The organism is Streptomyces sp. YJ-C3, assembly GCF_053891275.1.
Genome location: NZ_CM132685.1, coordinates 3,817,368 through 3,832,359, shown reverse-complemented (window position 1 = coordinate 3,832,359; position 14,992 = coordinate 3,817,368). Strand labels below are relative to the sequence as shown.

At 69.4% G+C, this 14,992-nt stretch carries 12 protein-coding genes; 4 read left to right on the top strand and 8 right to left on the bottom strand.

Annotation, left to right across the window (positions count from 1 at the left end):
- The first annotated feature begins 246 nt into the window (after nt 1-246).
- Nucleotides 247-651 carry an FKBP-type peptidyl-prolyl cis-trans isomerase gene (locus tag ACVHNB_RS16835; protein ID WP_428950336.1) on the top strand — a complete coding sequence of 135 codons (405 nt, stop codon included), beginning with the start codon at nt 247-249 and terminating at the stop codon, nt 649-651.
- 282 nt (nt 652-933) lie between these two features.
- Here ACVHNB_RS16835 and ACVHNB_RS16830 read toward each other — a convergent pair whose 3' ends face one another.
- Entirely contained in the window at nt 934-1,362 is a 429-nt protein-coding gene (locus tag ACVHNB_RS16830) for an AMP-binding enzyme (protein WP_428950337.1), read from the bottom strand.
- Here ACVHNB_RS16830 and ACVHNB_RS16825 point away from each other — a divergent pair.
- Nucleotides 1,328-2,407, top strand: coding sequence for an AMP-binding protein (locus tag ACVHNB_RS16825; protein ID WP_456228489.1), 1,080 nt, complete (start codon nt 1,328-1,330; stop codon nt 2,405-2,407). The two genes, ACVHNB_RS16830 and ACVHNB_RS16825, sit on opposite strands and share 35 nt — an antisense overlap.
- Nucleotides 2,408-2,453: 46 nt before the next feature.
- On the opposite strand, the gene ACVHNB_RS16820 is transcribed toward ACVHNB_RS16825, so the two are convergent.
- The 5 genes from ACVHNB_RS16820 to ACVHNB_RS16800 form a co-directional block, all read right to left on the bottom strand.
- Complete coding sequence (locus ACVHNB_RS16820) at nt 2,454-3,500, bottom strand: LacI family DNA-binding transcriptional regulator (protein WP_456228488.1); 1,047 nt, start codon at nt 3,498-3,500, stop codon at nt 2,454-2,456.
- A gap of 82 nt (nt 3,501-3,582) precedes the next feature.
- The gene (locus ACVHNB_RS16815) at nt 3,583-5,232 is read right to left on the bottom strand and encodes a glycoside hydrolase family 13 protein (protein WP_456228487.1); all 1,650 of its coding nucleotides are present in this window, start codon (nt 5,230-5,232) and stop codon (nt 3,583-3,585) included.
- Nucleotides 5,233-5,374: 142 nt separating this feature from the next.
- Complete coding sequence (locus ACVHNB_RS16810) at nt 5,375-6,286, bottom strand: carbohydrate ABC transporter permease (protein ID WP_456228486.1); 912 nt, start codon at nt 6,284-6,286, stop codon at nt 5,375-5,377.
- Between the two features lie 11 nt (nt 6,287-6,297).
- Nucleotides 6,298-7,260 carry a carbohydrate ABC transporter permease gene (locus ACVHNB_RS16805; protein ID WP_456228485.1) on the bottom strand — a complete coding sequence of 321 codons (963 nt, stop codon included), beginning with the start codon at nt 7,258-7,260 and terminating at the stop codon, nt 6,298-6,300.
- A 152-nt stretch (nt 7,261-7,412) separates the two neighbouring features.
- The gene (locus ACVHNB_RS16800; RefSeq protein ID WP_428950343.1) at nt 7,413-8,786 is read right to left on the bottom strand and encodes an ABC transporter substrate-binding protein; all 1,374 of its coding nucleotides are present in this window, start codon (nt 8,784-8,786) and stop codon (nt 7,413-7,415) included.
- A gap of 543 nt (nt 8,787-9,329) precedes the next feature.
- Between ACVHNB_RS16800 and ACVHNB_RS16795 the strand changes: the two genes are divergently transcribed.
- Both ACVHNB_RS16795 and ACVHNB_RS16790 read left to right on the top strand, forming a co-directional pair.
- A complete protein-coding gene (locus ACVHNB_RS16795; protein ID WP_456228484.1) occupies nt 9,330-12,293 on the top strand; it encodes a CBM35 domain-containing protein in 2,964 nt (987 codons plus the stop codon).
- A gap of 132 nt (nt 12,294-12,425) precedes the next feature.
- Nucleotides 12,426-13,421, top strand: a complete 996-nt coding sequence (locus ACVHNB_RS16790) for a LacI family DNA-binding transcriptional regulator (RefSeq protein WP_428950345.1) — start codon at nt 12,426-12,428, stop codon at nt 13,419-13,421.
- A 100-nt stretch (nt 13,422-13,521) separates the two neighbouring features.
- On the opposite strand, the gene ACVHNB_RS16785 is transcribed toward ACVHNB_RS16790, so the two are convergent.
- Both ACVHNB_RS16785 and ACVHNB_RS16780 read right to left on the bottom strand, forming a co-directional pair.
- A complete protein-coding gene (locus ACVHNB_RS16785; protein ID WP_428950346.1) occupies nt 13,522-14,217 on the bottom strand; it encodes an RES family NAD+ phosphorylase in 696 nt (231 codons plus the stop codon).
- 4 nt (nt 14,218-14,221) lie between these two features.
- Nucleotides 14,222-14,935, bottom strand: a complete 714-nt coding sequence (locus ACVHNB_RS16780) for a hypothetical protein (protein ID WP_456228483.1) — start codon at nt 14,933-14,935, stop codon at nt 14,222-14,224.
- Nucleotides 14,936-14,992 lie beyond the last annotated feature (57 nt).

Genomic DNA, 14,992 nt, shown 5'->3' with positions numbered 1-14,992 from the left:
GCATGAGCTACGGCGCCGCCGCTTGCTCCTGGTCCGTCAGAAATTCCGCAATCACCTAGTCGACTGCTGAACGGTCCGACACGTCTGTCCCTGGCCGGGGGGCGCCGAGCGGGGTTGCCGGCCACATGGGAAGTTGCCTCCAGGCGGATTCGGCATTCCCGATAGCGTGTCCCTCTGCCGCATGGGGTGTCCATGTGTCCATCCGGCCTGTGCGGAGGGCATTCGGCGGAGAGCTATGAGGGTGCAATGAGTGAACTGACGAAGCCCGAGGTGAACGTTCCGGAGGGTGACGCTCCTACCGAGTTGACCATCCGGGACCTGGTCGTCGGGGACGGGGTCGAGGTGAAGCCGGGCATGGTGGTCAGGGTCCACTACGTCGGGGTGGCCTTCGAGTCCGGGAAGGAGTTCGACGCCTCCTGGGAACGGGGCCAGCCGTTCAAGTTCGCCCTGGGCAGTGGCAGGGTCATCAAGGGCTGGGACCGGGGAGTGAAGGGCATGAAGGTCGGCGGGCGACGCGAGATCATCATTCCCCCACGTCTCGGCTACGGCAATCAGTCGCCATCACCGTTGATCCCGGCGGGCTCGACCCTCGTCTTCGTCGTGGACCTGCTTGACTCGTATTCCAGCACAGCCGGGTGGAGCAACGCCTAGCCCCCTGCGGCACGGAAGAGACCGTCGGATCCTTCGCGGACGCTCCGGGGATTCCGCTGACCCGTGCGTGCCCGACCGGTCGCCCCTCTGCGCCCGAAGCCTGCCCTCCCCAGCGCCACACGCGCCAAGATCCGGACCATCTCCGGACCAGCAACCTCTCGAGAACCACAGCTACGGCCGTTTTCACCGGTCAGGCTGGGTGCAGCCGCTGTGCCACCAGCAGGCGAAGAACCTTCTTGTTTCGTACAGCGCGAAGCAGCCGGGGTCCGTGCGTGCGCCTCCTCAGAGGTGGCCCAGTTCGGCGCTGAAGTTCGCGAACCAGTTCAGCATGTCGGGCCTGGTCACGGATCCCTCGGCGGCGACGTCGGTGATCCTCGCGCCCTGGAGGATGCGTTTGACCGGGACCTCCAGCTTCTTGCCCGTGAGTGTGCGGGGTACGGCCGCGATGGGGACGATGGTGTCGGGTACGTGGCGGGGAGAGAGGTGTTGTCTGATCGCGCTGACCAGCTCGGCGCGCAGGGTGTCGTCGAACCGTTCTCCGTCCGCGGGGACGACGAACAGCGGCATGTAGTAGCGGCCGTCGGGCCAGGCGACGTCGGCGGCGGACCGGGCCGGAGCCGCGTGCCTGGTCGCCGTTCCCGAGGAGTTCGACGCGCTGTTGCGGGCGACGCCGCCGATGGCCGGGGCGGTCGAGGCAGCCGACGGCGACACCGCGGTGATCCTCTACACGTCCGGCACGACGGGCACCCCGAAAGGCGCGGAGCTGACGCACCGCAATCTGGTGACCAACGCGCTGACGACGGCACGGACCCTGTTGCGGGTGGGACCCGACGACGTTCTGTTCGGTGGTCTCCCGCTGTTCCACGCGTTCGGCCAGACCTGCGCCCTCAACACCGCGATCGCCTCGGGGGCCTGCCTGACACTGCTGCCGCGCTTCGACGCGGCGAGGGCCCTGGAGACCCTGCGCCGGGACGCAGTGACCGTCTTCCTGGGCGTGCCCACGATGTACACCGCGCTGCTTCAGGCAGGCGTCCCGGGCGCGATGCCGCACTTGCGTCTCGCGGTCTCGGGCGGTGCCTCGCTCCCCGTGGAGCTGCTGCACTCCACCGAACGAGAGCTCGGCGTCACCGTGCTGGAGGGCTACGGTCTCTCGGAGACATCGCCGGTGGCCTGCTTCAATCCCCCGGATCGACCGCGCAAGGCCGGCTCCATCGGGCTCCCGGTGCACGGGGTCGAGCTGCGGCTCGTCGGCAAGGACGGCCGCGTCGTCGGCCCGGGCGAGGTCGGCGAGCTGGCCGTCCGGGGCGAGAACGTCATGAAGGGGTACTGGAATCGCCCCGACGCCACCCGGCTCGCGTTCCGGGACGGCTGGTTCCGCACCGGCGATCTCGCACGGGTCGACGAGGACGGCTACTACTTCGTCGTCGACCGCACGAAGGACCTCGTCATCCGCGGGGGCTACAACGTCTATCCGCGCGAGATCGAGGAGGTCCTGTACCGCCATCCGGACGTCGTGGAAGCCGCGGTGGTCGGTGTGCCCGACCCCACGCACGGCGAGGAGATCGCCGCCGTGGTGGTCCTTCGGCCGGGCTCCGCCACCACGGCGGAGTCGCTGCGCTCCCACGTCAAGGAACGGGTGGCGGCGTACAAGTACCCCCGGATCGTGCGGCTGGTCGACGCTCTGCCCAAGGGGGCCACGGGCAAGATTCTCAAGCGGGCCATCGTGATCGAGCAGCCCGCACGTCCTGTGGTCTGACGGAGCGGACCGTGCTCCCTCATCAGCCGAGCCCTGCGAGAGGTCCTCAACTGGCCACCCCTGAGACGGGGCGCATCCTGCGCTGGCGTGACGGCGGTGCGGTGGAGTTGCGCACCACCAGTTCGGGCTCGTGCAGGAGTTCGTTGGAGCTGGTGGGGACTCCCCCTATCTGGTTGGCCAGGAGGGTGACGGCGGAGCGGGACATGGCGTCGATGGGCTGGCGCAGGGTCGTCAGAGGCGGGTTGGTGTAGTTCATGAACGCGGAATCGTCGTAGCCGACCACCGAGAGGTCTTCGGGGACGGACAGATCCGCGCGGCGGGCCGCCCGGATGGCGCCGAGGGCCAGGATGTCGCTGCCGCAGATGAGCCCGGTGATCTGCTGCCGCAGGAGTTCGTGGGCCGCCGCCTGTCCGCCTTCGAAGGAGAACAGGGCGTGCCCCACGAGCTGTTCGCGGAGGTGCGGAGCGTGACGTGCTGTCAGTCGTGCGAAGGCGTCGGCCTTCCGGCGTGAGGGGCCGTGGTCGGAGGGGCCGACGAGGAGACCGATCCGGGTGTGGCCGAGTGCGGTGAGATGTGCGTAGGCCTGTTCGACCGCGGTGGCGTCGTCGGTGGAGACCTGGGGGAAGCCCGGGCCGCCCTGGCTCGCGGGCGGCTGGCTGACGGCGGCGTTGAGCAGCACGACGGGCACGCCGCGCTGCGCGAGAGCCTCGTACTCCTGCGCGTTGAGGCCTCCGCAGAAGATCACCCCGCTCACCTGTTGGTCGAGCAGCATGGACACGTATTCGGCCTCGGTGAGGCCGCCGGCGGTCCGCGTACAGAGCACGGGAGTGAAGCCCAGCTGGACCAGTGCGCCGCCCGCGACTTCGGCCAGCGCGGGGAAGATGGGGTTCTGCAGCTCGGGCAGGACGAGTCCGACGAGGCGGGAGCTGCTGCCGCGCAGTTGGGTGGGCCGTTCGTAGCCGAGGACGTCGACGGCGGTGAGGACGGCCTTGCGGGTGGCGTCGGAGACTCCGGGTTTGCTGTTCAGGACGCGGCTGACGGTCGCTTCGCTGACGCCGACGCGGCGGGCCACTTCGGAGAGCTTACGAGCCATGAGAGGGGTGCCTTCTGTAGGTGACGCTGGATGTGAGGGCACCGTCGGGGCCGGCGGTCACCGGCCCCGACGGCGTGCGGTGTCATCCGGTGCGCAGCCAGACCGTGGTGTCGGGAGCCACCGTGCGGTCGGAGGAGGCGGCGCCGGTCGCGCTGCTGAGGAGGACGTCGCTGTGGGGCGGCAGGGGCTGTTCGGCGGCGGACAGGTTGGTGACGCAGACGAGGCCCGCGTCGCGCTGGAAGGCGAGGACGTGTGGGTCCGCGTCGAGCCAGCGGAAGCCGTCGCCGCGCAGGCTCGCGGCGTGGTGGTGGCGGGCCGCGAGCGCGCCCCGGTAGAAGGCGAGCATGGAGTCGGGGTCGGCCTGCTGGGCCTCGACGGTGAGGCCGGCCCAGTCCGCGGGCTGGGGCAGCCAGGTCCGCGCCGTGGCGGTGGGGCTGAATCCGAACGGCGGCTCCTGGCCCGACCAGGGCAGGGGGACGCGGCATCCGTCGCGGCCGATGTCCCGGCCCGCGGTGCGGTGGAAGATCGGGTCCTGCCGCAGCCCGGCGGGAATGTCCTCGACCTCCCCCAGGCCCAGTTCCTCCCCCTGGTACAGGTAGTGCGCACCCGGCAGGGCCAGGGCGAGGAGCAGGGCCGCGCGGGCCCGGCGGGTGCCGAGGGCGAGGTCGGTGGGGGTGCCGTGCTGGCGCAGCGCGTGCCCGTACGAGGAGTCCGCGCGGCCGTAACGGGTGACGTGCCGCGTCACGTCGTGGTTGGAGAGCACCCAGGTGGGCGAGGCGCCCACGCCGGCGTGGGCGTCGAGGGTGTCCTGGATGACGGTGCGCAGGGCGCCCGGCTCCCAGGGGCTGTTGAGGTAGTCGAAGTTGAAGGCGGTGTGCATCTCGTCGCTGCGCAGGTAGCGGGCGAAGCGTTCGGGGTCGGCGAGCCAGACCTCGCCGATGAGAGCCCGGGCCGGCCGGTAGCCGTCGGCGATGGCGCGCCAGGAGCGATAGATGGAGTGGACGTCGTCCCGGTCGATGTAGGGGTGGTCGGGCGGTGTCGCGTCCGCGTCGAAGTCGGGCAGGGCGGGGTCCTTGGCGGGCATGGTGGCCGAGTCGATGCGTACGCCGTCGGCCCCGCGGTCGAACCAGAACCTGAGGACGTCCTCGTGCTCCTCGCGGACCTTCGGGTTGTTCCAGTTCACGTCGGGCTGCTCGGGCGCGAAGAGGTGCAGGTACCACTCCCCCGGCGTTCCGTCCGGGTGGGTGACGCGTGTCCACGCGGGGCCGCCGAAGACGGACTGCCAGTCGTTGGGCGGCAGTTCGCCGTCCTCGCCCCGGCCGGGCCGGAACCAGAACAGGTCGCGGGCCTCGGCGCCGGGCGCCGCGGCGACGGCCTCCTTGAACCAGGCGTGCTGGTCGGACACGTGATTGGGAACGATGTCGACGATGATGCGCAGGCCCAGGTCATGCGCTTCGGCGATGAGGGCCTCGGCCTCCGCCAGGTCCCCGAAGGCGGCGTCGATGCGCCGGTAGTCGGCGACGTCGTAGCCGGCGTCGGCCTGCGGCGAGGCGTACCAGGGGCTGAACCAGAGGGCGTTGACGCCGAGTTCGGCCAGGTAGGGCAGGTGTCGGCGGACACCGGCGAGGTCGCCGACGCCGTCGCCGTCGGCATCGGCGAACGAGCGCGGGTAGACCTGGTAGATGACGGCGTGGCGCCACCACTCGTCGTGGGCGTCGGCGGATCGGACCACGGAGCAGACTCCTTGGATGCAAAGTGCGGATGAGGTGTGGGAGGTCTGAGGTGTGCCCGCGCGCCGGAGCGGCCCGGGATGTGCCCACGCGACCGGGACAGCCCGGGGGTGTGCCCGCGGCTGCCGGGGCGTCGGGTGCGGGTCATCCCTTGAGGGCGCCGGCGGACAGGCCGCTGATGATGTGGCGCTGGAAGAAGAGGAACAGCACGATCATCGGGACGGCGGCGATGGCCAGACCGGCGATCATCTCGGTGGGCGGGACCTGGGTGGTGGACGTGGACAGCCGGTGCAGGGCGACGGACAGCGTCTGCTTGTCCGGGTCCTGCAGGACCAGCAGCGGCCACAGGAAGTCCTTCCACATACCGACGACCGAGAAGATCGAGACCACGGCCAGCACGGGGCGGGACAGGGGCAGCACGATGCGCAGCAGCACCTGGAGGCGGGAGGCGCCGTCGATGGCCGCGGCGTCGAGGATGTCGGTGGGGATCTGGTCGAAGAAGCGCCGCAGCACGTAGATGTTGAAGGCGTTGGCCGCGCCGGGCAGCCACAGCACCCAGGGGGTGTTGATGAGGTTGAGGTGGAGCAGCGGCAGGTCGTTGACCGTCAGGTAGGCGGGCACGAGGAGCGCCGCGGCCGGGAGCATGAGGCTGGCGAGCATGCCGGCGAAGACGATGTTGCCGAAGGCCGGGCGCAGTTTCGACAGCGCGTACGCGGCACAGACGTCGACCGCCATCTGGATGGCCCAGCCCCCGGCCGCGTAGTACACGGTGTTCAGGAAGAAGTGGGCGATGTCCATCTGTGTCCAGGCGTCCTTGTAGGCGCTGAGGTGGACGGACTCGGGCAGCAGGGTCGGAGTCTGCTCGGCGAACTGCCGGGGTGTCTCCAGCGCGGCACTGGCCATCCAGTACAGCGGGTAGAGGAACGCGGCCGCGAAGGCGAGCACCGTGAGCGTGAGGATCGCGTAGTAGAGACGCCGGTTGCGGGGGCGTGCGAGCTCCTTGGCGGAGATCAGGCTGCGCTGCGCCGGCTCGGCGGAGGGGGTGGCCCTGGACATGTGTTTCTCCCTCAGCCCTGGTCGCCGTCGCGGGTCAGGCGCAGGTAGACGGCGGCGAAGACGGCGAGTACGACGAAGAGGAGGACGCTCATCGCGGCGGCCAGGCCGAAGTCGTTGTTGACGGCGAAGGCGTAGCGGTAGATCAGCGTCATCACGGTGATGGTCGAGGGGTTGGTGAACCCGGTCATCTGGAACGGCTCGATGAACACCTGCATCGTCGAGATGATCTGGAGCAGCAGCAGGACCAGCATCACGAACCGCATCTGCGGGACGGTGACGTGGCGCAGCCGGGCCCACATGCCGGCCCCGTCCAGTTCGGCGGCCTCGTACAGCTCGCCGGGGATGGACTGCAGCGCGGCGAGGTACATCAGCGTGGCTCCGCCCATGTTCGCCCAGGTCGAGACGAGGACGAGGGAGATCATCGCCGTGTGCGGGGACTGCACCCACTGCGACGTGGGCAGGTGCGCGCCGTGCAGGAGGGTGTTGAAGAGGCCCTGCCCCGGATCGTAGAAGTACTGCCAGAGCATGACGCTGACGATCGGCGGCAGCATCACCGGCAGGTACACGGCGATGCGGAAATAGGCCTTGAAGTGGCGCAGTTCGTTGAGGAGGACCGCGATGACGAACGGCATCGCGTAGCCGAAGACCAGGGCGAGGCCGGTGAACTCGGCGGTGTTCTTCCACGCGGTCCAGAACAGCGGGTCGGCGAACAGGGTGCGGTAGTTGCCGAGGCCGATCCACTGCGGGTCGGTGATGAGGTTGTCCCGCTGGAAGCTGAGGACGATGCCGCGGACCAGCGGGTACCAGGAGAAGTAGGCGAAGCTGAGGATCCCTGCCGTGAGGAAGCCGTAGGCCCAGACGTTGTCCGTGATCCGTCGGCGCAGATGGGGCCACCGGCCGGGCGGGCCGGCCGCGATGTCGGCGGGCGCGGGCGGGTGGACCTCGCTGCGACGCGGCGCGAGGGACGTCGCCATGGGTTCTCCTTGTGGTTCAGGGTGGTTCAGGGCTGTTCAGGGCTGTTCAGGGCTGTTCGGGTCGGACACATCGGGTGCGCTGGTGGTGGATCCGCGGGGGCCGTGCCGCGGGTCAGGGCGGCGGCACGGCCCTGTCAGTGACGTACGGGCCGCTACTGCTGGGCGGCGAGCAGCGAGTCGACCTGCTTCGAGGCGTCCTCGAGGAGCTTGTCGATGTCGGCGCCCTTCTGCGTGAGGACCTTGGCCATGGCGGTGTCCAGCACGGCATAGACCTTCTGTGCCTGCGGCGGTTCCAGCTTCAGCGGAACCTTGCCGATCGAGGCGGCGAACGGCGCGTAGTTGGCGACGGGCTGGTTCGCGTACTTCTTGTCGGCCGCCGCCTTGGTCTTCTGCGCGGCACCGGCCCAGATGTTGGGCTCGGGCAGGCCGACGGGCTGGTCGTGGTCGGCGGCGCGCTTCTGGCCGAGCGTGATCCGGTCCGGGTTCTCGTACTTGAACATGATCCAGGCGAGAGCGGCCTTGGTCTGCGCCGCGGTGTTCTTCGGGTTGAACATGAACCCGCCACCGCCGGCCAGGGTGCCCTTGCCCTCCGGCATGGGGCCGAGGCCGTACTCCTTCGGGTCGCCCTTGTACTGCGCGGCGATGGTGGTGATGTTGTCGGAGGTGGCCAGGTACATGCCCAGCTTGCCCGAGCCCATCATCTGCAACAGGTCGGCCCATTCGAGGAGTTGGCGCTGCCCCATGGAGTTGTCGGTCCAGCGCATGTCGTGCAGCTGCTGGAGGACCGCGCGGCCGGTGGCGTTGTCGAAGTCGGCCTTCCACGTCCCGTCGGACTGCTGCTCGGCGACGTCGCCGCCGCGCGAGTACATCTCGGCGGTGAAGTGCCAGCCGCCCGTGTTGGACTTGCTGTAGTCGCCGTAGCCGGTGACGCCCTTGCCGAGGGCGGCGATCTTCTTCGCGTCGGCGCGGACCTCGTCCCAGGTGGTGGGCGGCTTGTCGGGGTCCAGGCCCGCTTTCTTGAACAGGGTGCGGTTGTACACCAGCCCCATGGAGTAGTTGCCTTCGGTGACGCCGTAGGTGCGTCCGGCCTCGTCCTGGAAGACCTTGCGCAGTTCGGGCTTGACCTGCTGGGCCTCGGGATAGTCCTTGAGGAAGTCGGTGATGTCGGCCGCCTGGTGCTTGGCGATGATGCCGGCCGGGTCGGTGAGGTAGACGTAGTAGGCGTTCTCCAGCTGGCCTCCGGCGAGCTTGGCGGAGAACGTCTGGGGATCCATCTGGCCCTCGTGCGGCACGACGTGGATCTTCGGGTTGGCCTTCTCGAACGCGGCGACGTCCTGCAGGAAGATCTTGCGGTTGACCGGGTCGGTCTTGGCCGGCATGTCGTTCACCGTGATGGTGATCCTGCCGTTGGGGTCTCCGGACTCGTCGTTGGAGGCTCCGCAGCCGCTCACAACGAGGCCGAGTGCGGCCATCGCGGCCACGGCGATGCCGACGCGGGTGTTTCTGCCCGCCGGTATTGCGGTCATGGATCGTCCCTGAGGGTGAAGTGGGTGTGGGCCCTGTGTCGGTTCGCGGCCCGTCGAGGTGACGCACAAGTTACGGGCCACGAGAACGCCGAGCAATACACAAACCTGGATGCGCAAAGCATCAATAACACCTGCGAACCACCGAGAAATTTGTCGACGAAACCGTACGCAAGAACCCGACGTGCGTCCCGCAGCGAGCCGCCGCCGCACCGGCCGCCGCGGTGCGTCCATCAGCGATGCCAAGCATTCGCGCCCACGCTGAGCTGGCCCGACACCCCCGGAGCCGCCCTTGCCCCCTCACCGGGAGCACGCAAGATGCAGAGCAAGAACACAACCGTCCGAACGTAATTCCGTTCCGCGCATTCAACGCACCGGATGCCTGAACTCCCTTCATTCGCGCGGTACTTGAGGGCCCGCAAGGAGCGCAACGGATTTCGTGCGGCACGTCGGTGGAATTCGCGGATGTCCACACGCATTGCCCGGTCATCACCCCGCCGTTACGGTGCGCGTCACTCACCCGCTCCTCACTCGTGGGAGATTCCCATGTCTCAATTCGGCTCCGTGCTCCGCCTGGAGCGCGCCAGACCCCGCCTCCTTCTCGTGGGCACGATCCTGGCCGTGCTGTGCGCCGCACTCGGCTGGCGCGGCACCCCGGCCGTGGCCGCCTCCACCACCTACCAAGCCGAATCGGCCGCCCTCAGCGGGGGCGCCGTCGTCCAGAGCGACCACACGGGCTTCACCGGCAGCGGCTTCGTCGGCGGGTACACCGACTCCGCCAAGGGCACCGCCACCACCACGTTCACCGTCACCGCGAGCACCGCGGGCGCCTACACCTCCACCCTCCGGTACGCGAACGGCACGGGCAGCACGCAGACGCTGTCCCTCTCCGTCCGCGGCACCAAGGTCGGCACCGTCTCCCTGCCGGCCACCGCCGACTGGAACACCTGGACCACCGTGGCGAGCCCGGTGAACCTCACCGCCGGCAGCAACAAGATCGCCTACGCCTTCGGCTCCTCCGACAGCGGCAACGTGAACATCGACGCGCTCGCGCTGGAGGCGGCTCCCGCCCCACCCGCCGGCCAGTACGAGGCCGAGTCCGCGGCGTTGACCGGTGGAACCCTCACCGAGACCGAGCACCCCGGCTACCAGGGCAGCGGATACGTGGGCGGCTACACGGACGCCAACAAGGGCTCTGCGGCCACCACCTTCACCGTCACCGCGAGCGCCGCCGGAGCCACCGACGTGGTGCTGCGCTACGCCAACGGCACCGGGTCCGCCAAGACGCTGTCGGTGTACGTCAACGGCAGCAAGGCCCTGACCACGTCACTCCCGGCGACCTCCGACTGGAACACCTGGGCCACCCGCACGGAGTCACTCACCCTGAAGTCCGGCTCCAACACCGTCGCCTACCGCTTCGACTCCTCCGACAGCGGCAACGTCAACCTGGACGACATCACCGTGGCGTCCGGCTCCACCGAGCCGCCGCCCGGCAGCGGAGGCGGCACCGCTCCGGGCAAGGTCTACGAGGCGGAGACCGCCTTCGCCACCGGCGGTCCCACCTCCGCCACGTCCCTGTCGGGGTTCAGCGGCAGCGGCTACCTCACCGGCTTCACCGCCCAGGGCGCCCAGACCGTGATCGACACCGCCGTACCCTCGGCCGGCACCTATCCGGTCGCGGCCACCTACCGCAACACCACCAGCTCCCCGCAGACCCTCTCGCTCTACGTGAACGGGGTCCGCTCCAGCCAGCTGTCCCTGCCGGCCACGGGCACCTGGGCCTACGTCACCGTCAACGCCAAGCTGCGCGGCGGCCTGAACCTGATCGGCCTGCAGAACGATTCCGGCGACAGCGGCAACGTCTCCGTGGACAGCGTCTCGGTCGACGGCGGCAGCGCGCTGCCCACCCAGGGCGCCGCCCTGCCCTACACCGAGTACCGCGCGGCCGACGCCACCACCAACGGCACCAAGCTGGCCGTCAGCACGAGCTACCCGAGCCTGTCCGCCGAGTCCACCGGCCGCAGCGCGGTGAAGCTCACCGCCACCGGCCAGTACGTGCAGATCACCCTGACCGAGCCGGCGAACGCCGTCGTCGTGCGCTACTCGATCCCCGACACCGCGAGCGGCTCCGTCACCACCGCCCCGCTGTCCCTGTACGCGGGCTCCACCAAGGTCACGGACCTGCAGACCACCAACAAGTTCTCGTGGCTGTACGGCGCCGGCTACTACGACACCAACACGCCCGGCAATGCCGGGGACTCCACCGGTCACCACTACTTCGACGAGGTGCGCTACCTCAACTCGACGACGTGGCCCGCCGGTACCGTCCTCAAGCTGCAGAAGGACGCCTCTTCCACGGCCGCCTCGTACACCGTCGACGTCGTCGACACCGAGCTCGTCGACGCCGCCGCCACGATGCCGGCGGGGTACGTCTCCGCCGCCGACTACGGCGTGAAGCCCGGCTCGACCGACATGACCAGCGCCCTCAACTCGGCGCTGAGCAGCGCCGCGAGCGCCGGCAAGGGACTGTGGCTGCCCACGGGCACGTACACGATCTCCGGCCGGATCAACCTGTCCGGTGTCTCGCTGCGCGGCGCGGGCCCCTGGTACACCACCCTCACGTCCAGCGCGGAGAACGGAGCGGGCGGCCTCTTCTCCACCGGTGGCCGGGTCCAGATCGCCGACCTGTCCGTCTTCGGCGACCAGACCTCCCGCAACAACGACTCCGGTGCCGCCGCCATCGAGGGCAGCTTCGCCTCCGGCTCGTTGATCTCCAACGTGTGGATGGAGCACACCAAGGTCGGCCTGTGGGCACGGCCCGGCACCGGCCTGCTCGTCTCCGGGGTCCGCGTGCGCAACGTCTTCGCCGACGGCCTCCACGTCCACGGCGGCTCCACCAACACCCGCGTCGAGCAGTCCCACGTACGCAACACCGGCGACGACACGATCGCGCTGGACACCGAGGACGGCAACGTCACCCACAGCACGGTCTCCCACAACACCGTGCAACTCCCCATCCAGGCCAACGGCATCGGCGTCTACGGCGGCGGTGACAACACCGTGGAGAACAACTCCGTCAGCGACACGGTCGCCTTCGGCTCCGGCATCACCATCAGCACGTACTTCGGGCAGGGCTTCAGCGCCCCCACCTACGTCGAGGACAACCTCCTCACCCGCTGCGGTTCGTATCACATCAACTGGGCCACCACGATCGGCGCCCTGTGGATCTACGCGAACACCGCCGACATCACCCAGCCCGTCCACGTCGACGGCAACACCATCAAGGACAGCACGTACCAGGGCGTCCTGCTCAGCTATGCCAAGCAGATCAGCAACCTGACCCTCGACCACGACACGATCACCAATGCCGGCACCTACGGCTTCGACCTCAACAACGTCACCGGCGGCATGACCGTCTCGAACACCAGCGTCACCGCGAAGACGGGCGGGCTGCTCAACAACTCCCCCTCCTTCACCCTCACCCGGGGAAGCGGCAACAGCGGCTTCTGAACACCGAAGCCCCCGGCCCCGGTCGTGCGCCCGTCCCTGGCACGCCCGGGGCCGTACGACCGGGTCTCTCCCTTTGATCCACTGTGACTCACGCCGCGACCCACATCACTGACGTGCGGATACACTCCGCCCATGGCCCGCAAGCTCGCAGAAGTAGCCCGCCGAGTGGGCGTCAGTGAAGCAACCGTCAGTCGCGTCCTGAACGAGAAACCAGGAGTGTCGGACAGCACGCGACAAGCCGTCCTCACGGCACTCGACGTCCTGGGCTACGAGCGCCCCACGCACCTGCGTGCGGCACGGGCGCGTCTGGTCGGCATCGTCCTGCCCGAGCTGCAGAACCCCATATTCCCCGCGATAGCCGAGATCGCCGGCGGCGCCCTCGTCCAGCTCGGGTTCACGCCCGTCCTGTGCACCCGCACCGCCGGCGGTCTCACCGAGGCCGAGTACGTCTCCATGCTCCTCGACCAACAGGTCGCGGGTGTCATCTTCTGCGGTGGCCTGACCGAGGACGAACACCAGGCGCTGCTGCAGCGGAAGGTCCCTGTCGTCCTGCTCAACGCCGCGGTCGACTACCCCGGCTTCCCCAGCGTCAGCACCGACGACACCGCCGCCGTCCGCCAGGCCTTCGCCCACCTCACCGCCATGGGGCACACCGACATCGGTCTCATGGTCGGCCCCGGCCACCACATGCCGTCCCGCCGCAAGGTCGCCGCGTTCGAAGCCCTCACCGCGAACGCCCGGGGCAACCACCCGGTCGGCAACGCCCTGTTCTCCTTCGAGGGCGGCCAGGCCGTCGCCTCCGAACTGCTCTCCCAGGACATCACCGCACTGATCTGCGGCAGCGACGTCCTGGCCCTCGGCGCCATCCGGGCCGCCCGGCGCGTGGGCCTGCACGTCCCCGACGACCTGTCGATCGTCGGCTTCGACGACTCCGCCTTCATGAACTACACGGACCCGCCACTGACCACCCTGCGACAGCCGATCGAGGCCATGTCCCGGGCAGCCGTCACCCTCCTCGCCAACCAGATCTCCGGCGACAGCCCCATCCCGCACGAACTCCTGCACGAACCGGAACTCGTCGTCCGGCTCTCGACCGCTTCCCTCCTGCCTCGGCTGACCGGGGCCTAGATCGTGTCAAAGCGAGCCGAGTCAGAGGAACGCTAGAAGACCGGCCGGGGCCGCCTGCGGACAGCAGGTGTCCCACTGCTGACCAGCGGTTGCGGACCTGTCACGCCTGGGACCGCTTGCGCGCGGCTTCGACCCGGATCCGCAACGGTTTCAGCAGCTCGTTCAGGTAGTCACGCCCTGCCGGGGAATCGAGGTCCACCGATGGATCGGCGGACGGCCGGAGCAGGTGCTGGCCGTTGTCATGGTGTCCGTACAGGGCGACGACCTCGCCGGAGAGCAGTCCAGAATCCTGGCGTGACGGCCAGCGCATGCCCACGGCCCAGGGGGCCTGGCCCCGGATCCAGGAACCCCAGCGGCGGGTGCGCGGATAGTCGGGAGCCGCTGCTTGGACGAGCCAGATGTCCTGATGGACCGCGGCCAGACCGGCATTGTCCGTCAGGTCGACCAGCGGCAGGTCGACGGCGGCGACGACCTTCGACAGCGCCCTGCCCCGCACACGGGGCTGCGTGATGCGCCGTCGGCCGTCCGCACGCGGCAGCAGGTCGCGGGCCAGGGTTTCGCAGACCGCCGTCAACGGGGTCAGCCCGGCGTAGAGGAAAGGCAGCGTGTCGGGGCTGAGCCCGTCGCGGATGTGACAGAAGCGCCCGCCGCCCCAGTGCAGGTCGGCCGGTACGCCCTTGAACTCGGTGGCCGCACGGTGCGCCGCGTGCACGCGCCACAGCTCGGTGCCGGCCGGAAGAACGTACCGGTGCGGCTCGGCCCGGACGGCGGGGGCGGGAATCATGACGTCGGGCACGTACTCACCACTCCGGGATCTCGGCTCGTGCGGCGGACAGCAGCGCATGGTCCACCCCGGTGCCCAGCAGGGTCGCGGGCGCGGCGCCCAACCACACATTGGCCCCCAGCCACCAGTCGGCGGCGCCCCAGGGATCCTCGTCGGCCGACAGGAGCCTGTTGATCTCGATGACGACCGGGTACGGAGCGCCCGACCGCTCGGCCAGCTGGAAGGCGGGGACCCGGTCCACCTCGTTCTCGACGGTCAGCACGATCAACTGGTCGGCCTGGCCCGGGGGAAGCTCCACCAAGGTGACGGGGAACGAGGGTGCCGCGAGGATCCAGGCGTCGTCGGCGTCGGGACGGTACGCGGGTTCGGCCGCCGGCTCCACCGCGCTCATCTCGTACGGCAGGGCGACGCCGCCGGTCTCCAGGATTCCCGTCGCCAGCAGACGCGTCCTCAGTTTCCGGAAGGATTCGAGGAGTTGAGGGCGCTCCTGCGCGGTTCCCGACACCGGGTGGTAGCGCACGCCCGACGGGGTCAGGGCGTCGCGTACCGGGTGGCCGGGCGCGAGCAGCGGCTTGATGAGGTCGCGCAGTTCGTCCGCGGCGATCTCCGGGGCCGATTCCGCGTCCTCGACGATCTCGAGGAGCTCGGCGCGTCCGGCCGCGTCCAGCAGCCCGGACAGTTCCTCCCAGTTCTCCTCGATCGCTTCGATCGCGTCCGCCAGGAAGGGCACGTGGACACCTCCTCTCGCCGTCGTCGCCCGCACCGTAACAGCCTTGTCCGGGAGGGG

Coding starts and splice junctions, on each gene's coding strand:
- ACVHNB_RS16805 (WP_456228485.1), bottom strand. CDS start 7,260: ATGGCGACGTCCCTCGCGCCGCGTCGCAGCGAGGTCCACCCGCCCGCG.
- ACVHNB_RS16835 (WP_428950336.1), top strand. CDS start 247: ATGAGTGAACTGACGAAGCCCGAGGTGAACGTTCCGGAGGGTGACGCT.
- ACVHNB_RS16810 (WP_456228486.1), bottom strand. CDS start 6,286: ATGTCCAGGGCCACCCCCTCCGCCGAGCCGGCGCAGCGCAGCCTGATC.
- ACVHNB_RS16800 (WP_428950343.1), bottom strand. CDS start 8,786: ATGACCGCAATACCGGCGGGCAGAAACACCCGCGTCGGCATCGCCGTG.
- ACVHNB_RS16790 (WP_428950345.1), top strand. CDS start 12,426: ATGGCCCGCAAGCTCGCAGAAGTAGCCCGCCGAGTGGGCGTCAGTGAA.
- ACVHNB_RS16820 (WP_456228488.1), bottom strand. CDS start 3,500: ATGGCTCGTAAGCTCTCCGAAGTGGCCCGCCGCGTCGGCGTCAGCGAA.
- ACVHNB_RS16825 (WP_456228489.1), top strand. CDS start 1,328: ATGGCCGGGGCGGTCGAGGCAGCCGACGGCGACACCGCGGTGATCCTC.
- ACVHNB_RS16795 (WP_456228484.1), top strand. CDS start 9,330: ATGTCTCAATTCGGCTCCGTGCTCCGCCTGGAGCGCGCCAGACCCCGC.